At 70.8% G+C, this 22,885-nt stretch carries 13 protein-coding genes; 5 read left to right on the forward strand and 8 right to left on the reverse strand.

Features of this window, described 5'->3' with window-relative positions:
• Nucleotides 1-55: 55 nt before the first annotated feature.
• The 7 genes from ABD198_RS02880 to ABD198_RS02910 form a co-directional block, all read right to left on the reverse strand.
• Nucleotides 56-2,086, reverse strand: coding sequence for a thioredoxin domain-containing protein (locus ABD198_RS02880; protein ID WP_343997685.1), 2,031 nt, complete (start codon nucleotides 2,084-2,086; stop codon nucleotides 56-58).
• 92 nt (nucleotides 2,087-2,178) lie between these two features.
• Nucleotides 2,179-2,940 (reverse strand): thioesterase II family protein, encoded by a 762-nt coding sequence (locus tag ABD198_RS02885; RefSeq protein ID WP_343997686.1) that lies wholly within the window; start codon nucleotides 2,938-2,940, stop codon nucleotides 2,179-2,181.
• Nucleotides 2,937-3,686, reverse strand: a complete 750-nt coding sequence (locus tag ABD198_RS02890; protein WP_343997687.1) for a thioesterase II family protein — start codon at nucleotides 3,684-3,686, stop codon at nucleotides 2,937-2,939. Before ABD198_RS02890 ends, ABD198_RS02885 begins: the two co-directional genes overlap by 4 nt.
• Before the next feature lie 33 nt (nucleotides 3,687-3,719).
• Nucleotides 3,720-5,012, reverse strand: a complete 1,293-nt coding sequence (locus ABD198_RS02895; protein ID WP_343997688.1) for a cytochrome P450 — start codon at nucleotides 5,010-5,012, stop codon at nucleotides 3,720-3,722.
• A complete protein-coding gene (locus ABD198_RS02900; protein WP_343997690.1) occupies nucleotides 4,996-6,837 on the reverse strand; it encodes an amino acid adenylation domain-containing protein in 1,842 nt (613 codons plus the stop codon). Before ABD198_RS02900 ends, ABD198_RS02895 begins: the two co-directional genes overlap by 17 nt.
• A gap of 58 nt (nucleotides 6,838-6,895) precedes the next feature.
• Complete coding sequence (locus ABD198_RS02905; RefSeq protein WP_343997692.1) at nucleotides 6,896-7,114, reverse strand: MbtH family protein; 219 nt, start codon at nucleotides 7,112-7,114, stop codon at nucleotides 6,896-6,898.
• A 210-nt stretch (nucleotides 7,115-7,324) separates the two neighbouring features.
• Nucleotides 7,325-8,431, reverse strand: coding sequence for a branched-chain amino acid aminotransferase (locus ABD198_RS02910; RefSeq protein WP_343997693.1), 1,107 nt, complete (start codon nucleotides 8,429-8,431; stop codon nucleotides 7,325-7,327).
• A gap of 215 nt (nucleotides 8,432-8,646) precedes the next feature.
• Between ABD198_RS02910 and vioD the strand changes: the two genes are divergently transcribed.
• From vioD to ABD198_RS02925, 3 genes are read left to right on the forward strand one after another with little or no spacing between them, the layout of a single operon-like run.
• The gene (vioD, locus tag ABD198_RS02915; RefSeq protein WP_343997694.1) at nucleotides 8,647-9,783 is read left to right on the forward strand and encodes a capreomycidine synthase; all 1,137 of its coding nucleotides are present in this window, start codon (nucleotides 8,647-8,649) and stop codon (nucleotides 9,781-9,783) included.
• Nucleotides 9,780-14,462, forward strand: a complete 4,683-nt coding sequence (locus tag ABD198_RS02920) for an amino acid adenylation domain-containing protein (RefSeq protein WP_343997695.1) — start codon at nucleotides 9,780-9,782, stop codon at nucleotides 14,460-14,462. Before vioD ends, ABD198_RS02920 begins: the two co-directional genes overlap by 4 nt.
• The gene (locus ABD198_RS02925; RefSeq protein WP_343997696.1) at nucleotides 14,459-18,316 is read left to right on the forward strand and encodes an amino acid adenylation domain-containing protein; all 3,858 of its coding nucleotides are present in this window, start codon (nucleotides 14,459-14,461) and stop codon (nucleotides 18,314-18,316) included. The genes ABD198_RS02920 and ABD198_RS02925 overlap by 4 nt, the downstream gene beginning before the upstream one ends.
• A 5-nt stretch (nucleotides 18,317-18,321) precedes the next feature.
• Here the strand turns inward: ABD198_RS02925 and ABD198_RS02930 are convergent, their stop codons facing one another.
• Complete coding sequence (locus tag ABD198_RS02930; protein ID WP_343997697.1) at nucleotides 18,322-19,572, reverse strand: cytochrome P450; 1,251 nt, start codon at nucleotides 19,570-19,572, stop codon at nucleotides 18,322-18,324.
• Nucleotides 19,573-19,760: 188 nt separating this feature from the next.
• Between ABD198_RS02930 and amaB the strand changes: the two genes are divergently transcribed.
• Both amaB and lat read left to right on the forward strand, forming a co-directional pair.
• Entirely contained in the window at nucleotides 19,761-21,287 is a 1,527-nt protein-coding gene (gene amaB, locus ABD198_RS02935; protein ID WP_343997698.1) for an L-piperidine-6-carboxylate dehydrogenase, read from the forward strand.
• A 35-nt stretch (nucleotides 21,288-21,322) separates the two neighbouring features.
• Nucleotides 21,323-22,732: an L-lysine 6-transaminase gene (gene lat / locus ABD198_RS02940; RefSeq protein ID WP_343997699.1), complete on the forward strand. Its 1,410-nt coding sequence runs from the start codon at nucleotides 21,323-21,325 to the stop codon at nucleotides 22,730-22,732.
• The last annotated feature ends 153 nt before the right edge of the window (nucleotides 22,733-22,885 follow it).

The following is a 22,885-nucleotide window of genomic DNA, read 5'->3' on the forward strand; positions in this document are numbered from 1 at the left end:
CCTGCCGTTTGAGCGACTTTCAGCCGCGCTCAGGCGCCCTCCCTTTCAGTAAGCACTAGCCCCCCAGCGCGACGCGCAGCCGGTCCGCATCGGTGGTCGGCGCGTCGCAGGTGAAGTTGCGGCAGACGTAGGCGGCCGGTTCACCGCCCACCAGCGGCCGGCCGGCGAGCAGCGGGAACTCGTCGCTCTCCGGAGTCCCCACCGCGACCACGGCACCCGGCGCGGAGCCCAGCAGCGCCGTACGGTGCAGGGCGGCCGTGGCCTTGTCGTCGAGCGCGGGCCCGACCACCGCCACCTCGCGCGGCCCGTCCAGCACCGCCTCGGCGACCGCGAGCCCCCACCCGATGAACCGCGGCACCCGCGGGCCCAGCGCCTTCACCACGCCCAGCGCCCGCTCGGCGGCGGTGCGGTGGGGCTCCGAGCCGGTGTGGGCGGCGTAGCTCAGCAGGGCACCTGCGGCGGCGGTCCAGCCGGACGGGGCGGCGTTGTCGGTCGGGTCCTGCGGGCGGCGGATCAGCCGCTCGGCGTCCGCGGCCGTGTCGTACAGGGCGCCCGACTCCGGGTCGGTGAAGCGGGCCAGCACATGGTCGAGCAGCAGCCCGGCGAACTGCAGCCACACCCCCTCCCCTGTCACCGACGCCAGCGCCAGGAAGCCCTCGGCCGCGTCGGCGTAGTCCTCCAGCACCCCCGCGTGGGCGCCGACCCGGCCGTCCTTGCTGGTGCGGGCGATCCGGGCCAGCTCGTCCATGTGCAGCCGCACCAGCAGGTCGCCGGCGGCGACGGCGGCCTCGACCAGGTCCGGCCGCTCGAAGTAGGCGCCCGTCTCGGCGAGCGCGGCGATCGCCAGCCCGTTCCAGGCGGCGACGACTTTGTCGTCCCGTCCGGGCGCGGGCCGCTCGGCGCGCGCGGCCAGCAGCCGCTCCTTGATGCTCTCGATCCGCCCGGCGTCGAACACCTCGTCCTGCTGCGGCAGTTGCAGCACCGAGGCGCCGTGCTCGAAGGTGCCCTCCTCGGTGACCCCGAAGTACCGGGCGGCGAGCTCGGCGTCGTCCTCGCCGAGCACCTCGCGCAGCTGGGCGGGCGTCCACACGTAGTACGCGCCCTCGGCGTGCCGCCCGGTGCCGTCGTCGCTGTCGGCGTCCAGCGCGGAGGCGAACCCGCCCTCGGGGGTGCGCAGTTCGCGCACCATGAAGTCGGCGGTCTCCAGCGCGACCCGGCGGGCCAGCTCCGAGCCGGTGGTCCGCCACAGGTGGGCGTACACCCGGCACAGCAGGGCGTTGTCGTAGAGCATCTTCTCGAAGTGCGGCACCACCCAGTCCCGGTCCACCGAGTACCGGGCGAAGCCGCCCCCGAGCTGGTCGTAGATCCCGCCGCGCGCCATCCGCTCGCAGGTGTCCTGCGCCATCTGCAACGCGCCCTCGGAGCCGGTGCGCGCGTGGTGCCTGAGCAGGAACTCGATCACCATCGACGGCGGGAACTTCGGCGCCCCGCCGAAGCCGCCGCGCTGCGGGTCGTACTCCCGGGTCAGCCCGAGCAGCGCCTGCGCCAGCTCCTGCTCCCCGGGCACCTTCACGTCGCCGAAGTTCAGCTCCCGCCCGGCCAGGTCCCGCACGATCTTCCCGGCCACCTCGGTGACCTCCTCGCGCCGCTCCGCCCACGCCTGGTGCACGCCCTGCAGCACCTGGAGGAAGGAGGGCATGCCGTGCCGGGGCGCCGGCGGGAAGTAGGTGCCGAAGTAGAACGGCTCGGCGTCCGGAGTCAGGAACACCGACATGGGCCAGCCGCCCTGCCCGGTCGCCGCCTGCACGGCCTCCATGTAGACGGCGTCGACGTCGGGCCGCTCCTCCCGGTCCACCTTGACGCTGACGAAGTGCTCGTTCAGGTAGTCGGCGGTGGTTTGGTCCTCGAAGGACTCGTGCGCCATCACATGGCACCAGTGGCAGGCGCTGTATCCGACGCTGAGGAAGACCGGCACATCGCGCCGCCGGGCCTCCTCGAACGCCTCGGGACTCCACGGCCACCAGTCGACCGGGTTGTCCGCGTGCTGCAGGAGATAGGGCGAGGTCGCACCAGCCAGCCGGTTCATACGATCCAGCCTCTCACAGCGTCCCACCCGCCCGGCGAAGCCGACACCGCTCCCCGCAGCGTGAGGCTACGGACGGGCAGGACGTCCGGCGGTCAGGTGAGCTCGTCCGTGATCACGCGGAGCACCTGCTCCTGGCCCTCCTCGTCGAAGAAGTGACCGCCGGGGATCGGCGTCAGGCTGAACCGGCCGGACGTCTCCTTGGACCAGTCCCTCATCCGCTCGGGATGCGCCTCCGGGTCCTCCGTGCCCGCGAAGGCATGGACCGGGACGGCGAGTGGCGACTCGGGACGGAAGCCGTGGGTGCTTAGCACCGTCAGATCGGCCCGCAGCGTCGGCAGCAGCCCGGCGAGCAGCTCGGGCTGCTCCAGAACCTCGGCCGGCGTTCCGCCCATCTCACGCACGTACCCTTCGAGACCGTCCTCCCGGCCGTCCCACTCCCACTGGCAGTCGTCGCACGCCGGCGCCACGCTGGCCGCCACGAACAGCGCCCGCGGCCCGGGCAGGCCGCGCTCGCGCAGGCCGTGCGCCAGCGCCCAGGAGACCCGGGCTCCCATGCTGACGCCGTAGAGCGCGAACGGCCTGTCCAGGAGCGGCTTCATGACCTCGATCAGGTCGTCGACCAGGGGAGCCATGCGCTCGTAGGGTTCTTCGGTGAACCGGTCCGCACGGCCGGGGAGTTGCACCGCCACGGGCTCGATGTACCACGGCAGTGCCTGCGGCCACCGGCGGAACAGCGATGCGTTGCCGCCCGCGAAATGGAAGCAGAACAGACGGGTCTCGGCGGGTCCGGTGCGGCCGAACCGCTTGAACCAGCGGCGGTCGACGTTCGCCCCGGGCATCACGGTGCCGGTCATCGGCCAGCCGCCTTCAGCAGGTTGCCGGACATCAGGTCGAGGAGGCTCTCGGGGGCCTCCATGAATGTGTGGTGGCCGCCTTCGAGCAAGACGGACGTGGTCTCGCCGCACTCCTTCCAGCCGCCCATCTCGGCGTACCGGATCTCCTCGTCCTCTGTCCATCCGATGGCGGTGATCGGGCCGGGCAGCCGGTACGGGTCCGGCACGACGTACCGCTTGTTGGTGTCGAGGTCGGCGCGCAGGATCTCCAGGTAGAAGGAGAGCAGCTCCGGATTGGGGTCGCCGCCCAGCCGGCGCATGAGGCTTTCGAGTTCGACCCGTAGCTCGGTGTCGTCCATGGCCAGGAAGCGCCCCGCAGGACCGTCCTGCGGGGCGACCTGCGAGGAGACGTACAGCTGGGACGCGGCGGGCCTGCCCGTGCGAGCCAGCTCGGCGGACACCTCGTACGCGGCGAGCGCTGAGCCGCAGTGGCCGAAGAAGGCGAACGGCACGTCCAGGTACTCATCCAGACCCGGGATCATGGCCTGGGCGAGCTCCTGGTAGGTGGTGAAGTTGGGCTCGGCGAACCGCGTCTCGTGCCCCGGGAGCTCCACCGGAACGAAGTTCACGCCCTGCCACGAACGGGGCCACTGGCGGTACATGCTGGCGCCGCATCCCGAGTAGGGGATGAGAAACACCCGCGCTGCGGCGTCGGCCGACGGCCTGTGGGGCAGCCACGGGTTCCGGCCGGAGGGGCGGTGGTTCATCTGCGGGTCTCCAGGATTCGGAAAGCGCGATGCTCAGCGCTGTCGGGCGGTGATCGGCAGGTGCTTGTAGCCGGAGATGAAGTTCGACCGGAGCCGGGATTTCTCCCCTGCGTAGGCGAAGTCGGTGAACCTGGTGAGGAGTTCGGTGAAAAGGATCTTCAGGGTTACCCGGGCCACGGTGTGGCCGACGCAGTAGTGGGGGCCGATCCCGAACGCCATGTGCTTGTTGGGCCTGCGGCGCAGATCGAAGGTGTCGGGATCCCGGAACACCTCACGGTCCCGGTTGGCCGAGCCGAGCCAGACCACCACGGCGTCGCCTGCCTTGATACGGGTGCCGCGGACGACGGTGTCGCGCACGGCGTAGCGCATGAAGTGGCTGACCGGGGAACCCATGCGGAGGGCCTCCTCCACGGCGGTGGGCGTCACGCTGAGGTCGGAGGCCCAGGTGTCGAGCAGCCCGTCCTCCACATGTTCGGCCATCATGTAGTTCGGCGAGTGCGGAGTGGTGACCACGGCGCCGAGCAGCACGCTGTAGCAGTTGGACATCACCTCACCGGGCGTCATGCGCCGGCCATCCACCTCCGTGGTGATCAGGACGCTGATGAGGTCGTCGCCCAGATTGCGGCGGCGCTCGGCATAGATGTCCTGGAAGTAGGCGAACAGCCGGCGGTGCGCGTTGTCGAGGGTCGCCTGGGTGCCGCCGTCCAGCTGGTACTCGGGGTCGTCGGCGGCTATGGAGGAGTTCAGCAGCGTGGCCAGCCAGGGCCAGTCCTCACGGGGAAGCCCCATGGACGTACCGCCGACTGCGACCGGCAGGGCCAGCATGGCCTCGGCGAAGTCGAACGGGCCGCCGTCCTTCAGGGGCTCGAGCACCTCCAGGACCAGCTCACGGATCATCTGCTCCTGACGCTCGATGGCCTTGATGGCCATGGCCTTCTGAAGCCGGGCGCGCATGATCGTGTGCCGGGGCGGATCGGTCGCCGCGATCTGCCGGCCGCCCGCCGGGTCCTCCACCCCGAGGATGTTGAGCAGTGTGCCGCGCTCGGACGTGAACGTGTGGGCGTCGCGCAGCACCTGGTCGGCATCGTGGTAATTCACCACCGACCAGAAGCCGTTGTTCTCGTCCACCTGCTCCCAGGTGAGGTGGTCCTTTTCGCGCAGCTCGGCCCAGCGCTGATGGAAGTCGCCGTGGCTGTAGAGCATGGGGTCGGCCAGGCCCATGGCTGCCTTGCCGACCGGGCAGCCGGGAGCCGGCTGGGCGGGTACCACGGGGCACGCGCCGGCCAGGGCGGTCGCTGCGGCGGGCGATTCATCGAGTGGTGGCATCCTCGACCTCCTGTGTTGACTCGGGTGAGCCCGGCCCCTCGCTCTGCCGCAGGACCTCGGCCAGGTCCGCGATCGTCGGGCGCAGGTACAGCGTCCGGGCCGGCAGGTCGACGGCGAAGTCGCGCTGCAGGGCGGCGAGCAGTTCGGCGGCCATCAGCGAGTGCCCGCCGAGCTCGAAGAAGTTGTCGGTGGAGCCGATGGGCTCGACGTCGAGGGTGTCGCTCCAGATCTCGGCCAGGCGGCGCTCCAGATCGTCGGCCGGTTCGACGTACTCGTTCCACACATTGCGCGGGATCTTGGCGGAGGGCAGGGCACCCCGGTCGACCTTGCCGTTGGCGTTGAGCGGGATCTCCGGCAGGACGAGGATCGCCCAGGGAACCAGGTGGGCGGGCAGGACGGCGGCGAGCTTCTCGCGCAGGCCCGCGCCGAACGTCGGGGCCTCCTCCTCCCCCAGGCCGCTCACGGCGACATAGGCGATCAGCCGGGTGTCGCCGGCTCCGTCAGTGTGGGTGAGGGCGGCGGCCTCCTCGACCCGAGGGTCCTTGAGCAGCTCCGTCTCGACGGTGCTTGGCTCGACCCGGTAGCCGCGGATCTTGACCTGGCGGTCTGCCCGGCACAGGAAATCCAGGGTGCCGTCGGGCAGCTCCCGCACGATGTCGCCGGTGCGGTACATGCGGCGGCCGGGTTCCGGACCGAAGATGTCGGCGACGAACTTCTCGGCGGTGGCGCCCGGCTTGTTGAGGTAGCCGGTGGCCACGCCGTCGCCGCCGACCCACAGCTCACCCCATTCGCCCGGCGGGACGGGGCGCATCGCGTCGTCGAGGATGGCGGCGGTGGTGCCGTGGATGGGGGTGCCGATCGGGACCCGCTCGTTGTCACTGCTCTTACGGGTCGTCCAGCATGTGGTGAACGTGGTGTTCTCGGTCGGACCGTATCCGTTGGTGAACGTCAGGTGCGGGTGCGCGGCCAGAAGACGGCGCACGTGGTCGGGCGAGAGGACGTCACCGCCCGCGAGGAGGTGGCGTACCGTGCCCAGGCCGTCGAGGTGATGGGTGACCAGCTTGTGGAAAAGACCCGAGGTCAGCCACAGAATGGTGACGCCCTCGTCGTGGATGGTCTTGACGATCTCGTCCAGGTCGGCCCGTCCGGACGGAGCGAGCGCGAGCCGGCAGCCCTTGACCAGCGAGGTCCAGATCTCGAAGGTCGACACGTCGAATCCGACGCGGGTGATCTGCAGGAAGACGTCGTCGGGGCGTACCTCGATCCAGTCGGGTGTGTCGATCAGCCGGAAGATCGCGCGGTGCGACACCACGACGCCCTTGGGCACGCCCGTGGAGCCGGAGGTGTAGCAGACGTAGGCGGGGCTGTCCGGCCCGATTTCGGCGGCGGGCAGCAGCCCGGGCTCGGCGGCGGCCGCCTCGGCGGGTTCGTCGATCGACAGCACGTGCTCGATACCGTCGGCCAGCGACGCGGTGCCCGCGTCGGTCACGGCGAAGCGGGCCCGCGCGTCGTCGAGGATGCGGGCGCGCTGTTCGGCCGGCTCGGCCGGGTCGAGATACAGATAGGCGCCACCCGCCTTGAGGATTGCCGTCAGCACGACCATGAGCTCGATGGAGCGGTCGAGCATCACGGCGACGACGCTGCCTCCGCGCACCCCCGCAGCGCGCAGCCGCCGGGCCAGGGCGTCGGCGTCGGCGTCGAGCTGCTGGTAGCTGAGCCTGCGGTCGCCATGGCTGATCGCGGTCGCCTCTGGAGTCCGCGCGGCCTGTTCCGCGACCATGTCGTGCACGCATCGCGGCGAGCGGGCTGACTGAAGGCTACCCATCACTGGCTCCCTACCTTGTGATTCTCTGCTCGGACCTGCGGCCGATGCCCTTGCGGACTCAGCGGGAGGCGGAGGCCATGTCGGGGTCCTGGCGTGCGCTGAGGGGGCGAAGGTCGGTCCAGTTCTCGTCGACGTAGTCGAGGCAGGACTGCCGGGTGCCTTCATATACGGCCCTCCAGCCGGCCGGAATGTCCAGCTTGACCGGCCAGAGCGAGTGCTGCTCCTCGGCATTGACGAGAACAGCGAAGGTCCCCTCGGGATCGTCAAAGGGATTCATTTCGTGCGCTCCTTGAATTGGCAGCTGGATGGGGAGTGGGACGGGACCGAATTGCCGCACCGAAGTGACGAGGGGGCGCGGGGGCTGCCGGCGAATGCCCGGCGTTCTGCGCTCACTGGTCTCCCGATCACTGCTGGACCTCGAGCTGAAGCTACCCGGACGGCACCGCCGCGTACTGTCACATGAAAGGACGACATCCGGTCGCTGGGCTCAGCACACCTTGTGCACCCAGGCGTGCGGGTCGGGCAGCCGACCGTACTGGATGCCGAGCAGTTCCTCGCGCAGGCGCCGGGTGACGGGACCGGGCTCGCCGTCTCCGATGGTCCACCCCTTGCCGCCGGCTCCCTTGACCCGGCCGATCGGGGCGATGACGGCCGCCGTCCCGCAGGCGAAGGCCTCGGTCATCCGCCCCGAAGCGCACAGTTCCTGCCACTGGGGCACCGACATGGGCCGTTCCTCGGCGTCCAGACCGAGCTCGGGGGCCAGACGGAGCAGGGAGTCGCGCGTCACGCCGGGCAGCAGCGTGTCGGTCAGCGGGGGTGTGACGATCCGCGGCCTGCTCCCGCCACCCTCGTCGAGAACGAAGAAGATGTTCATGCCGCCCATCTCCTCCACCCAGGTGTGTTCGGCCGCGTCCAGCCACACCACCTGGTCGCAGCCCTCGGCCACACCCTGGCGCTGGGCGGCGAAGGCTGCGGCGTAGTTGCCGCCGGCCTTGGCGGCGCCGGTGCCACCGGGCGCGGCCCGGGTGTAGTCCTCCGACAGCCACACCGTCAGCGGCCGGAGCCTTTCCCCGGGACCGAAGTAGGCGGTGGCCGGAGAGGCGAAGACGACGAACAGGTAGCTGCGCGAGGGGAGGGTGAACCCCAGCTCGTGCTGGGTGGCGATCATCAGAGGCCGCAGGTAGAGGCTCTCACCGGCTCCTGCGGGGACCCAGGCCGCATCCTGGGTGACCAGCAGTTCCAGGGCTCTCAGGAAGGTCGCCTCGGGTATGCCGGGCATCGCCAGGCGCTCGGCGGAGCGGTTGAACCGGGCCGCATTGACACGTGGCCGGAAGAGAGCCACGCCGCCGCCGTCCTGCCGGTAGGCCTTCATGCCCTCGAAGCACTCCTGGCCGTAATGGAAGACGGAGGCGGAGGGATCCAGGCTGATCGGGCCGTAGGGTTCGAGCCGCCCGTCGTGCCAGCCGAGCCCCTCGTCCCAGCGCGCTGTGACCATGTGATCGGTGAAGATCCGGCCGAACCCGGGCTCGGCGAGGATCGCCTCGCGCTCCCTGTCCGGCACGGGCCGGTCATTGACACGGATCTCGAAGTCCACCGGCTGACCCCTCTTCCTCACTGAACTCTGGTGAGTGAAAGCCCTGTTGTGGCCCCCGAAACTACCCGTGGCAGGTGGGCGCGGCGTTGTCACATGAAAGAACGACATGCGGGCGCGGGGCCGGTGAAGGAGGCTGACTGACCGAGGCTGGGGAAGTTGTCGAATTCGGCTTCGCACTTCCCACCGAAGTGGCCGCCGACGGGATGGAATTACGTATGGGCATCGCCATTGCCAAGCTGGAAGCCTGGATGCGCGACTACTACCACAAGGTCGATCACGATATCGGCAGCAGCGGCGTGCGCGACCTGTCCGTGGCGGAACTTCGAGCGCTGTGCGGGTTCGAGCTGAGCGAGCTGGACTCGCTGGTGCTGCACGACAGCGAGGCATACGGCGGGCCCGGGCTGCGTGCCGCGCTGGCGGACCGCTGGACCGGTGGGGACGTCGACCCGGTGATGGTCACACATGGTTCCAGCGAGGCCATCTACATCGTCATGCACACACTGCTCGAGGCGGGCGACGAGGTGATCGTCGTCGACCCGGCGTACCAGCAGCTGTACGACATCGCCCGGTCGAAGGGCTGCCGGATCACCCCTTGGCGGCTCCGCGCCGACCGGGGCTTCTCCCCCGACATAGAGCTGCTGCGCAAGCTGGCCGCCTCGGGCCCGCGCATGATCGTGGTGAACTTCCCGCACAATCCGACCGGGGTGTCGATCACCGCCGAGGAGCAGGACGAGCTCATCGCCATCGCGGCCGCGTCGGGCGCGTGGCTGGTCTGGGACAACGCGTTCGGCGAGATGACCTACACGGCAGCCCCGCTGCGCCTGCCGCACGACCGCTACGAGAAGGTCATCTCCTTCGGCACCCTCTCCAAGAGCTACGGCCTGGCCGGCATGCGGGTGGGCTGGTGCCTGGCCCCGCGGGAACTGCACGAGCAGATGGCGGTGCTGCGCGACTACATCGCGCTGTACGTGTCACCCGTCCTGGAGTTCTTCGCCGAGAAGGCCGTCCGCAATGCGGACCGCATCGTGGCGCTCCAGCGCGAGCACGCTGCCGCCAATCTCAAGATCCTGCAGGACTGGGCCGCCGGCCTGCCCGACCTGGTCCGGCTCACCCCGCCGGACGGAAGCGTCACGACCTTCGTGGAGTTCCCCCGTCTGCCCGACGTGGAGCGCTCCTGCCGTCGGCTGGCCGAGGAGCACCGGGTGCTGCTCGTGCCGGGCATGTGCTTCGGCGACGACTTCCGCTCCTACGCCCGGCTCGGTTTCGGCGGTACGACCGCCGAGTTGACGGCCGGGCTCTCCTCCCTCGAACAAGTGCTGCGCGAAGACTCCCGAACGGTGGCGGACCGATGACCGATGACCTGCAGGCCCGCATAGCGGCCCTCTCACCGGACAAGCGAGCGGTGCTGGAGCGGCGGCTCGCCGAGATGGCGGCCGAGCGCGGCCCCGTCGCGGACGGCAGGATCAAGCCGCGCGACCGCAGTGTGCCGGCACCGCTGTCGTTTGCGCAGCTGCGCGAGTGGACCACCGGTCGGATCCGGGGGTCCAACAACATCAGCGGAGCCCTGCGGCTCGTCGGAGCCCTCGACCTGTCCCTGCTCAGCAAGGTGCTGACGGAGATCGTCGAGCGTCATGAGGCACTGCGGTCCACGGTCGAGCTCAGAGGCCGTACGCCCGTGCAGGTGGTACAGCCGGTCACGCCGGTGCCGACCCCGCTGGTGGACCTGTCGGACCTGCCGGCCGAGGAGCAGTCGGCCGAGATCCGGCGGCGCGCCGATGCCGAGCTGGTGCGCCCGTTCGCGCCCGATGAGGCACAGCGGTTGCGGATCCAGCTGCTGCGGCTGGCCCCGGACACCCACGTGGCGCTTTTCACGACCGACCATGCGGCATCCGACGCGTGGTCGATGGCCATCCTCGTCAGGGAGTTCGTGACCCTGTACGGCATCCACCTCAGCGGCGGGACAGGCGGGCTGCCCCTGCCGGAGATCCAGTTCGGGGACTTCGCCGCCCTGCAGGCGGAGGAGTTCACCGACGAGCGGATCGCCGCCGAACTCGACTACTGGAAGAAGGCGCTGGACGGCGCGCCGACCCGGCTCGCGCTGCCGGTCGACCGGCCCTACCCCGCGCGGCCGACCTTCGCGGGCGCCCAGTACCACATCGATCTCTCGCCCGAACTGAGCGAGGACCTCAAGACGTTCGGCGAGCGGGAGAACGTCTCGCTGTTCATGGTGCTGCTCGCCGCCCTCTCCGTGCTGCTCCACCGGTACTCCGGGCAGGACGACTTGGTGATCGGATCGGCCATCTCAGGGCGCAACCGGGTGGAGACCGAGCAGCTCATCGGCTGCTTCGCGAATCTGCTGCCGTTGCGGATGCGGCTCTCCGAGGACCAGACGCTGCGCGAACTGGTGCATGCCGCACGGGACACCACGACGGCGGGGTACGACCACCAGGACCTGCCCTTCGAACGGCTGCTGGAGCAGCTGGGCATCGGCCGGGAGGCGGCCCAGACCCCGCTCATCCAGGTCATGATCAACGTCCTGACCGCGCCGGCGAGCACCCTCGAGCTGCCGGGCCTGACGATCTCGCCGGAGCCGATGGACATAGGGCCGGTCTCCATCGACCTGACGCTGTTCGCCATGCCGCGCGGCGAGACGGTGTCGCTGCAGTGGCAGTACAGCACCGAGCTGTTCGACACCGAGACAGTGGAGCTGCTGGCCTCGCAGTTCGTCAACGTGCTCCGTCAGCTGGTGACGAAGCCCGACACGGCAGTCGGTGACGTGGAGTTCATCGTCGCCCCGGTCGCGGCGGTGACCGCCCCCGCTCCGGGGGCGGCCCGCGGTCCCGGCTTCGTGGAGCTGTTCCAGCGACGGGCGGCCCTCGCCCCGCACACCACGGCGGTGGTGCACGACGGGACCGCGCTCAGCTATGCGGAGCTGAACCGGCGCGCCAACCGGCTCGCGCACGAATTGCGCCGGCGGGGCGTCGGACCGGAGGTCGGCGTCGGCATCCTGCTCGACCGGTCGCCCCGGCTGCCCGTGGCGATCCTTGCGGTGCTCAAGGCCGGCGGCTACTACGTGCCCCTCGACCCGTCCTACCCGGCGGAGCGCCTGTCGTTCATGCTGACGGACGCAGGCGTGCGAGTGCTGATCACCGAGGGAGAGCCGGCCACCCAGGGGACCCGGTGGCCGGTCGAGATCCTGCGCATGGACTCGCTCCCCGACGGGCCCGACCACGATCTGCCCACGCTGCCCGACCCGGCGTCGCTGGCGTACATGGTGTACACCTCGGGTTCGACCGGCCGCCCCAAGGGCGCCGAGATCGAGCATCGCTCGCTGGTGACCTTCGCCCGTGAGGTGGTGGAGCGTTTCGGGCTCGGCAGCGGGGACCGGTTCCTTCAGTTCGCCTCGCCGAGCTTCGACGTGCTCGTGGAGGAGCTGTTCCCCATCTGGCTGGCCGGTGGTGCCGTGGTCATCCCTGCCGAACCGATGCTGGGCGGCGGCGCCGATCTGGCGGAGCTGCTCGAGCGCGAGCGCGTCACGGTGATGGAGCTGCCCACCGCGTACTGGCACGAGTGGACGCGCTCGCTGCGACGCCAGGACCGCCGGCTTCCGGACTGGCTCCGCCTCGTGATCATCGGCGGGGAGCGGGTGCTCCCCGACCGCATCACCATGTGGGAGCCGCTCGGCGTGCCGCTGATGCATGTGTACGGCCTGACGGAGACGACCGTAAGCTCGACCTTCTTCCGCCTCGACCCGCCCGACCAGAAACGCGACTGGCCCAACCTCCCGATCGGCACCCCGCTGCCCTCGGCCGATCTGCGCATCCTCGACAGCCGGCTGCGCCCCGTCCCCGTGGGCGGGTGCGGCGACCTGTACATCGGCGGGATCAGTCTGGCCCGCGGCTACCACGGCCGCCCCGGGCTGACCGCACAGCGGTTCGTCGCGGACCCGGACCCGGCGCATCCGGGCGAGCGGCTGTACCGCACCGGTGATGTGGTCCGGCAACGCCCGGACGGCAACCTGGAGTTCGTGTCCCGAGCCGACACCCAGATCAAGATCCGCGGCTTCCGGGTGGAACCGGCGGAGATCGAGGCAGCCCTCAGCCTGCATCCCGAGATCAGCGAGTCGGTGGTCGACGTGCACGAGCCCGAGCCCGGGGACAAGCGGCTCGTGGCATACGTCGTCCCTCACGGTTCCCCCGCACCCGCCGCCGCGACGCTCCGGGAGTTCCTGGCGCGGGAGCTGCCGCCGTACATGGTGCCCGCGACCTTCGTGCCCCTCGACGCGCTGCCGCTCACGCCGAACGGCAAGATCGACCGTGCCGCGCTGCCCGCTCCCACCGCGGAACGCCCCGCCGAGCCGGAGGATGCCGTCACGCCGCAGAACCCTGTGGAGCAGAGCCTCGCGAAGATCGTCGCCGGGGTCATCGGCGTCGAGAGCATCGGCCCGCACGACAACTTCTTCGAGCTGGGCGGAGATTCGATCCTGGCCATCCAGGTGGTCGCGCAGGCACAGGACATCGGCATCCGGATCTCCCCGCTGGACCTGTTCGAGCACCCCACGGTCGCCTCGCTCGCGGCGGTCACCACGGCCGCCCCGGCCATCGACGCCGAGCAGGGCGTCGTCAGCGGGCCGTCGCCGCTGGCCGCGCCGCAACGCTGGTTCTGTGGCGCGGACTTCACCGACCCGCATCACTGGAACGTCTCCACGCTGCTCGAACTGCGCGAGACCTACCCGCCGGAGATGCTGCGCGAGGCGGTCCAACAGCTCCTCGTCCACCACGACGGCTTGCGGCAGCGGTTCCAGCTCAACGGCGTCCAGACGCGCGTCCGGATCGCCCTGCCCCAGGGCCGTACGCCGTTCACCGCGCACGACCTGTCCGGCCTGGACGCGGACGAGCAGGAGCGCCGGATCACCGAGCTGACCGCCGAGGCGGCTGCGGGCCTCAAACTCTCGGTCGGTCCGCTGATCCGCTTCGAGTTCTTCCAGCTCGGCGACGGGCGTCCCGACCGTCTCGCGGTGATCGCGCATCACCTGGTCGCAGACGTCACCTCCCTGCGCATCGTCGTGGAGGATCTGCGGACCGCGCTGCTGGCGCTGGCCGCCGGACAGACGGTGGCACTGCCGGCGAAGACGACGTCCTGGCAGTCCTGGGCCCGCCGCCTCGCCTCGCACGCCGGTACTCAGCCGGTGCAGTCGCAGCGGCCGTACTGGACGGATCTCGTCGAGGAGGCATCCGGCGTGCTGCCCTCCGACACAGCGGCTGCGGACGACCCTGGCCCCGGAACGGTCGCCGACGCGCGCGAGGTCGTCGCGCGGCTCGGCTCGGCGGAGACCACCGAGCTGCTCCAGGCCGTTCCCGCCGCGCACAACTGCCGGATCGACGACCTGCTGCTCACGGCGCTGGGCCGCACCCTGAGCGAATGGACCGGCCGGCCACGGACCGTGGTCGACCTGCGGCGGCACACCCGCGAAAAGGTATTCGGTGACATCGATCTGGCCCGCACCGTCGGCTGGCTGGACACCGTCCACCCGTTCGCTCTGGTCAGCGAGCCCGGCAGCACTCCCGCCACCACCCTGAAGTCGGTCAAGGAGACCCTGCGGGCCGTCCCCGAAGGAGGGCTCGGCTGGCAGCTGCTGCGCCAGGGCAACGATCCGCTGCCGGATTCCCCGGCAGAGCTGGTCTTCGCCTACACCGGCCAGCTCGACGAGCCGTCGCCGGCAACGGACGGCTTCACCGTGCTCGGTCCCGCCGGTCCCGCGGCGAGCCCGCTCGCCCGCCGCCTCTATGCGCTGGACGTGCGCGCCGCGGTCAACGGCGGCCGGCTCACCGTCACCTGGGAGTACAACCACCGGCTGCACCACCGGGAGACCGTGGAACGGCTCGCGGAGCGCTTCCTGGCGGAGCTGCGCGCCCTCGCGGCCGACGGCGACGCCACGCACACACCGTCGGACTTCCCGCTCGCCCGGGTCGACCGGTCGCAGCTCGACGGACTTCTCAACCGCCTGCAGTCGGGCCGGGAGACCCCGTGAGCAACACCGACGTCGAGGACGTCTACGAGCTGTCCCCCCTGCAGCAGGGGATGCTGCTGCACACCTTGTACGGGGGTGAGACGGACACCTACGTCGCACAGCGCAGCTTCGAGATCGAGGGCACGCTCGACGCCGGTTTCCTGGAGCAGGCGTGGCGGCAGGTCGTTGCGGCGCATCCCGCGCTGCGCACCTCCTTTCACTGGGAAGGGCTGGACAAGCCGCTCCAGGTGGTGCACCGCAGGCCTCCGGACGCGCTGTCGCGGCACGACTGGTCGGACGCCGACGAGGACGAGCAGCGGGCCAGGTTCGAGCAGCTGCTCGCCGAGGACCGGGCGGCGGGCTTCGACCCGGAGCGTCCGCCGTTGCAGCGGCTGCATCTGATCCGGCTCGGTGACAAGCGCCACGGGTTCGCCTGGACCCACCACATGCTGCTGCTCGACGGCTGGTCGGTGCCGATCGTCCTCGGCGACCTCGTGCGCCGGTACCGCTGTCTCCTCGCGGGCGCTGCCCCGCCGGCCGCGCCCGCGCCGTACCGGGACTACATCGCCTGGCTGCAGCGCCAGGACCTTCAGGCGGCCAGGAACTGGTGGAGCCGTGCCCTGGCGGGTCCCGCCGGCAGCGGGCGGCTCGGCCCGCTGCTGCGACTCGACCCGCGGCGCGGACCCGGCGCGGTGGACGAGGTCCGCAGGGACCTGCCGGCCGTCCTCGAGGACCGGCTGCGCGCGGCCGCCGCACGCCATCGAGTCACCCTCAGCACCCTGCTGCAGGCTGCCTGGGCGCTGGTGCTCAGGCGGTTCAGCGGGGACTCGGAGGTCACCTACGGCTGCACCAGCTCGGGACGGCCCGCCGAACTGCGGGGCGTCGACGAGATGGTCGGGTCGTTCATCAACACCCTGCCGATCCGGGTCGCCGTGCCCCAGGACGGTGATCTGACCGCATGGCTGCAGGAGCTGCAGTCCCTGCACTCCACGGCCCGGCGCTACGAGTACACGCCGCTGGCGCAGATCCGGTCCTGGGCGGGCGTGCCCGGCGATCAGCCGCTGTTCGAGAGCGTCGTCGTCCTGGACAACTACCCGCTCGCCCTCGGCGGCGGGGAGCTGGCCGGGCAGTTCTCGATCCGTTCGGTGAACGACTTCGAGAAGACCAGTGAGGCGCTGACCCTGATCGTGACGCCCGCGCCCGCCTCGGTCGTGCGGCTGGTCTTCCACCGCGAACGGTTCGAGCCGGGCACGGTCGACGACATGATGGAGTACCTCCACCGCGTCCTGGAGGCGCTCACCGGCGCCGGGACGATCACCGAGGTGCTGACGGCGGCGGCGGAACGCGTGGCGGGCGCGCCGGCGGTGAGCGTGACCTACCCGGACGCGGAGCTCACCCTCGCGGCACTGGTGGAACGTCAGGCGGCGGCAACCCCGGACGCGGTCGCCGTCCTCGCGGACGACGGCACCCTCACCTACGCCCAGCTGCTCGACCGCTCCCGGCGGGCGGCCGGAGCGCTGGCCGCGGCCGGCGCGGGGCCCGGCCAGGTCGTCGGCGTCTGCGCCGATCGCTCCCTGGACATGGTCACGGGCGTGCTGGGGGCGCTGCTGGCCGGCGCCTCCTATCTGCCTCTCGAGCCGTCGCTGCCGACCGCGCGTCTGGCGTTCATGGCCGGCGAGGCGGGAATGACGGTGGCCTTCGCCTCGCCGGACCACGTGGAGACGGCCGTCCGGGCCGGAGCACGGCGTGTCCTGACCTCGGCGGATCATGCCGAGGGGGCAGCACAGTCGTCCCCGGGCCGACCCGATGACGCCGCCTACGTACTGTTCACCTCCGGCTCCACCGGCCGCCCCAAGGGCGTGGTCGTCACCCACCGCGCCATCGTCAACCGGCTGTTGTGGATGCAGGAGACGTTCGCGCTCGGTGCTGCCGACCGGGTGCTGCAGAAGACCCCGCTGAGCTTCGACGTGTCGGTGTGGGAGCTGTTCTGGCCGCTGATGACCGGGGCCACCATGGTCCTGGCCCGGCCCGGCGGGCACCAGGACAGCGCCTATCTGGCCCGCGTCATGGCCGAACGATCCGTCACCGTCGCGCATTTCGTGCCGTCGATGCTCCAGCTCTTCCTCGACGAGCCTGTCGAGGCGCCGGCCCTGCGCCGGGTGATGTGCAGCGGCGAGGCGCTCCCGCATCCGCTGGTGGAACGCTTCCGTGCCGTTCTTCCGCACGTGGAGCTGCACAATCTGTACGGGCCGACCGAAGCCGCCGTCGACGTCACCTGGTGGGACTGTGCTCGTCCGGCACCGGCGGGGGTGGTCCCGATCGGGGAGGCCGTCGCGAACACCGGCACGCACGTCCTGGACGAGCGTCTGGAGCCCGTGCCCGTCGGGGTTCCCGGCGAACTCTTCCTGAGCGGTGTCCAGTTGGCGCGCGGCTACGTCAACCGCCCGGCGCTGACCGCGGAACGGTTCGTCGCGCACGACCTGGCGGGGCCCGGAGGGCGGCTGTACCGGACCGGCGACAAGGTGCGCAGGCTGCGGGACGGGTCGCTGGAATTCCTCGGGCGGATCGACCAGCAGGTGAAGATCCACGGCTACAGGATCGAGCTGGGCGAGGTGGAGCAGATCCTGCTCACCCAGCCGTCGGTCCGGGAAGCGGTGGTGACGGTGCGCGAGGGATCGCGCCTCGCAGCGTACGTCACCGGTGACGGCCTCGACACGGCCGCCCTGCACGACGCGCTGCGCTCGGCTCTGCCCCGCTACATGGTTCCGGCCACGGTGACCGCCCTGCCCTCGATGCCGCTGACCCACAACGGCAAGCTGGACCGGCGCGCGCTGCCCGACCCCGCTCCGGCGGTTGCCGCCACGGCCGGTGACGCGCCGGCTTCCGCGCGGGAGGAGAGCATCGCCGAGGTCTTCCGGGACCTTCTGGACCTGCCCGCCGTGGACGTGACGACGAGCTTCTTCCACCTGGGCGGCGACTCCTTCACCGCGGTCCGGGCCGTGCGACGAATCGAGGGCGCCACGGTCGGGCTGCTCGCCGCGCACCCGAGCGTGCGGGAGCTGGCGGCGGCGTTGGAAGCAGCCGAGAAGCCCAGCCTGCTGCTCCGGCTGACCCCGGAGGACCCGGCGGCACGGCACACCCTGGTGTGCGTGCCGTTCGGCGGCGGCAGCGCCATCGGCTACCAGCCCCTGGCGGCCAGCCTCGGCCCCGGCCGCACGCTGCTGGCCGTGGCGCTGCCGGGCCACGAGCTCGGCGGCGATCCGCAGTTGCGGCCGCTCGGCGAGGTGGCCCGGGACGTCGCGGACGAGATCCTGAAGACCGTGGACGGTCCGGTCTCGGTCTACGGGCACTGTGTCGGGGTGGCGCTGGCCGTCGAGGTGGTGCGGTGCCTGGAGACCTCGGGCCGGACCGTCGAGCGGCTGTTCGTCGGGGCCTCGTACCCCTTCTACGAGAGCCGCATCCCGCGGCGGCGGCGTGAGGGCCCGGCGGCCGACCGGGCGGAGATGCGCTATCTGCAGTCGCTCGGCGGATTCCGCGGAGTGGTGGATGACGACGAACTCGCCTTCGTCATGCGGGCGTTCCGCCATGACGCGGCAGCCGCCCAGGCGTACTTCACCCAGCAGTGGCCCCGCCGCGGACGCACGGAGCCGCTCAGGGCGCCGATCACCGTGGTCGTCGGTACGGACGACCCGGAGACCCCGCGCTACGAGCGCAGGCACCGGGTGTGGGAGCGCTTCGGTTCGTCCGTGGACCTGGCGACCGTGCCCGGCGGGGGCCACTACTTCCTGCAGCAGCAGCCGGAGGCCCTTGCGGCGATCATCGCCTCGGCGTCCGGGGAGCCGGACGCCGGGGGGCGGCCCCCTCGCGATCAGTGAGCGCCCTACTCCGGCAGAGCGCGCGGCTTGGCGCGCAGAGTCACCGACGTCGGCAGGACGGCGAACCCGCGCTGATGCGGGGAGTGCACGCGGCGGGCGTACGTCATGTCGATCTCGTAGTCGGAGATGCGTGCTCCGATCTCCTCCAGGGCGATCCTGATCTCGAGCTTGGCGAGGGCGGCGCCCAGGCAGTAGTGCGGGCCGTGCCCGAAGCTGATCAGCTGGCCGGTGTCCCGGTCCAGGTCGTAGCGGTCGGGATCCTCGAAGACCCTGCGGTCGCGGTTGCCGGACGCGGGCAGGAGGGCGACCCGGGCGCCGGCCGGCAGCAGGACGTCGTGCAGCACCGTGTCCTCGGTGACGGTGCGAGCGACCATCTGGCTGGCCGAGTCGTAGCGCAGGGTCTCCATCGTCCAGTCGCCCGGCCGGTGGTCGAGGCCGGCCCGCTTCACGTCAGGGTGCAGCCAACCGTGGTACCAGGCATTGCCGATGACCTTGCCCGTCGACTCGTTCCCGGCAGTGATCAGCAGGAAGAGGAAGGCGACGATCTCCGAGTCGGTCAGCGGCCGGCCGTCGACCCGCACGTCCAGAAGGTGCGAGGTGAGGTCGTCGCCGGGACGGCGCCGCAGTTCGTTGACGTGCGCGACGAAGTACGAGGCGAGGCGCAGGGCGGCCTGGACGGATCCGGGCGGGCGCTTCTCCTCGCCGTCTTCGCGCATGTTCAGCAGGTCGGTGTCGGCGCGGATCAGGTCCCAGTCGGCGGCGGGTATGCCGACCATGTCGCACACGATGTCGTTGGGCAGGGCTGCCGCGTAGTCGCCGGCGAAGTCGAATTCGCCCTGCTCCAGGAGCGGCAGCAGCCGCTCGCGGGCCGCCTTGCGGATGCGAGCCTCCTGGCCGGTGACATGCCGGGCGGTGAAGCCGCTGGAGACCAGGGTGCGCAGCCGGCCGTGCTCCGGCGGGTCCATGGCGAGGAAGAAGCTGGTCTTGTACGCCTCGGGGCCCCACAGCTCGGTCTCCAGCGAGATGCCGTTACGGCTGGAGAACAGCTTGGGGTTGCGCAGTGCGGAAAGCACGTCCCCGTGCCGGGACAGGGCCCAGAAGTCGCGTTCTTCGTTGCGGTAGACCGGCTCGTTCTCCCGCATCCAGGCGTAGACCGGGTAGGGGTCCTCGTGCAGCTCCCAGGAGAAGGGGTCGTACAAGGGGCGGTCCGCCGCGTCGATGCCGTTGTCCTGGCTGGCCGGGCTGTCGGTGCGCATCTATACAACTCCAGTGCCGGTACGAACAGGGCCCCCTGCGCCCTGCCTCAGGAACGTACGACGCACGCGACAGGCTGTCCTGTCACGCGAACCGGGGGCTACCTGTCCGCTCCGTCACGGCCTGAGGTGGTGCCACCGGTCGTCAAGAACGTGGCCGGCTGCGCCTGCCTCACCCTTCAGGAGGATGCATGACCTCGATCGTCCTGCCCGCCACGGACGACCTGCGTGCGCGTGCCCGCGCGTGCCTGGACCGCATCGGGGTGGTGATCCCGGAAGGCGACGAACTGTACGCCCGGACGCCCATTACCGGCGAGGACCTGTTCGGCCTGAAGGGCAGCGGCGCGACGGAGACGGAGGCGGCCATAGCCGCCGCCCACGACACCTTCCTCACCTGGCGCACCACACCGGCCCCGCGCCGCGGCGACGTCGTGCGCCGCTTCGGCGACCTGGTACGGGAGCACCATGACGACCTGGCCGAGCTGATCACCCTGGAGGCGGGGAAGATCCGGGCCGAGGCGTACGGCGAGGTTCAGGAGATGATCGACATCGCGGACTACGCGGTGGGACTCTCCCGTCAGCTGTACGGACGGGTCATCGCGTCCGAGCGGCCCGGCCACCGGATGGCCGAGACCTGGCACCCGCTGGGCGTCGTAGGCATCATTTCCGCTTTCAACTTCCCCGCCGCCGTGTGGTCCTGGAACACCACGATTGCCCTGGTGTGCGGTGACACGGTGGTGTGGAAGCCGTCGGAGCAGACTCCGCTGATCTCGCTGGCCTGCGACCGGCTGCTGGCCCGGGCCGCCGAGGAGACCGGCGCCCCGGCCGGCATCCACCACCTGCTGATCGGCGGGCAGGAGACGGGCGAGGCGCTCGTGGACGACCGGCGCGTGGCGCTGGTCAGTGCCACCGGTTCGACGCGGATGGGCCGCTCGGTCGGCCCGCGGGTGGCCGCCCGCTTCGGGCGCTCCCTGCTGGAGCTGGGCGGTAACAACGCGGCGATCGTCACCCCCAGCGCCGACCTCGATCTGACCCTCTCCGCCGTGGTTTTCGCCGTCGCGGGCACCGCCGGCCAGCGCTGCACCTCGCTGCGGCGGCTCATCGTGCACCGGGACGTCGTGGACGAGCTGCTGCCCCGGCTGACCGCAGCCTTCGAACGACTGCCGGTGGGCGACCCGTTCGCGGAGGACACCCTCGTCGGCCCGTTGATCTCCCCGGCCCCGCTCGAGGCCATGCGGGAGGCGATCGCCCGGGTCACACAGGACGGCGGAAAGGTGCTCACCGGCGGCGAACAGGTGGCGACGACCGCCGAATCCGCCGCGTATGTGCGGCCGGCGGTCGTGCGGATCGACGGACACACCCCGGTCGTGCGGGAGGAGACGTTCGCGCCGCTGTTGTACGTGCTCACGTACGACTCCCTCGAGGAGGCCATCGCCCTGCAGAACGACGTCCCGCAGGGGCTGTCCGCCAGCATCTTCACGCAGGACCAGCGGGAGGCCGAGATCTTCATGTCGGCCGTGGGTGCGGACACCGGGCTGGTGAACGTCAACCTGGGCACGTCGGGGGCGGAGGTCGGCGGCGCCTTCGGCGGTGAGAAGGAGACCGGCGGTGGCCGGGCGTGCGGCTCGGACGCATGGCACGCGTACATGCGCCGGTCGACCAGCGTCGTCAACTACTCGGGCGAGGTAGCTCTCGCCCAGAACATCAGCTTCTCCTGACCGACGGTGACCCGCCCTAGACGCAAGGAATCCCCATGACTCTTCGCCGCGCAGGTTCCATCACCCCGGACCGGGTCCACACGAGTCTGGCCGAGCATCTGCTGGTCGACGGGTACCCGTTCGTGCTCGACCTGGAGCGCAGTCACGGCAGCTGGCTGGTCGACGAACTCACCGGACGTTCATACCTCGATCTCTTCACCTTCTACGCGTCCAGCCCGCTGGGCTTCAACCCGCCGGACGTGACGCAGGACCCGGAGTTCGCACGGCTCCTGGCCAAGGTGGGCGCCAACAAGCCCTCGAACGCGGATGTCTACACCACGGAACTCGCGGAGTTCGTCGCCACGTTCGCCCGGGTGCTGGGAGACCCCGAACTGCCCCATCTGTTCTTCGTAGAGGGCGGAGCGCTGGCCGTGGAGAACGCGCTCAAGTGCGCGTTCGACTGGAAGAGCCGGCGGAACGAGGCAGCCGGTCGGCCGGCCTCGCTCGGTACGCAAGTGCTGCATCTGAAGTACGCCTTCCACGGCCGCAGCGGGTACACCCTGTCCCTGACCAACACCGAGCCGGTCAAGACCGAGCGCTTCCCGGTCTTCGACTGGCCGCGCATCGACACGCCCGCGGTCCGCTTCCCGCTGGCCGACCACCTTGCCCAGGTCGAGGAGGCCGAGCGGGTGGCGCTCGCTCAGGCCGAGGCGGCGTTCCGTGCGCACCAGCACGACATCGCATGCTTCATCGCCGAGCCAGTCCTGAGCGAGGGCGGCGACAAGCATCTGCGGCCCGAGTTCCTCCAGGCGATGCAGCGGCTGTGCCACGAGCACGACGCGCTGTTCGTGCTCGACGAGGTGCAGACCGGGGTGGGGCTGACCGGCACGCCGTGGGCGTACCAGCAGCTGGGAATCGAGCCGGACGTGGTGGCCTTCGGCAAGAAGGCCCAGGTCGGCGGGGTTATGGCCGGCCGACGAGTGGACCTGGTCCCCGACCATGTCTTCCGGGTCAGCGCACGGGTGGGGTCGACCTGGGCCGGCGGCCTGGTTGACATGGTCCGCTCGCGCCGTCTGCTCGAAGTCATCGAACGCGACCGGCTGATCGAGCGGGCCGCAGACCTGGGCGGGCAGCTGTTGGCCGGGCTCCGTTCACTGGCCGACCGGTTCCCCGGACTGGTCTCCAATGCCAGGGGGCGCGGACTGATGTGCGCCTTCGATCTGCCGTCCACGACGTTCCGTGACACCTTCGTCGATGTGCTGCGGGAGGAGGGCGTCCTCGTGCTCCCCGGCGGCGAACTCTCGGTGCGGCTGCGGCCCGCGCTGTCGGTGAGCCAGGAGGAGCTGTCCTTCGCCCTCGACGCGTTCGCCCGATCGCTCAAGCGCTGCAGCGACGGCGCGCAGGCACACGGGCGAGCCCTCCCTTCCCCGCCGCCAACGGGGCGAGCCGGAAGTACGCGAGCATAGGGCTGGTTTTACCCCGTGCATCGCACATTCTCGTGTCCCCCAAAACAGCTACAGGTAGGACGACACCCGGCTGATAGCATCTGCTTTCGAATCGACAAACACGGTCTGGAGAACCGCAGTTGAGGCGATGGGAGTTAGGCGCGCGGCGATCCG

It is taken from the genome of Streptomyces thermocarboxydovorans (assembly GCF_039524635.1).
Classification (GTDB): Bacteria; Actinomycetota; Actinomycetes; order Streptomycetales; family Streptomycetaceae; genus Streptomyces; species Streptomyces thermocarboxydovorans.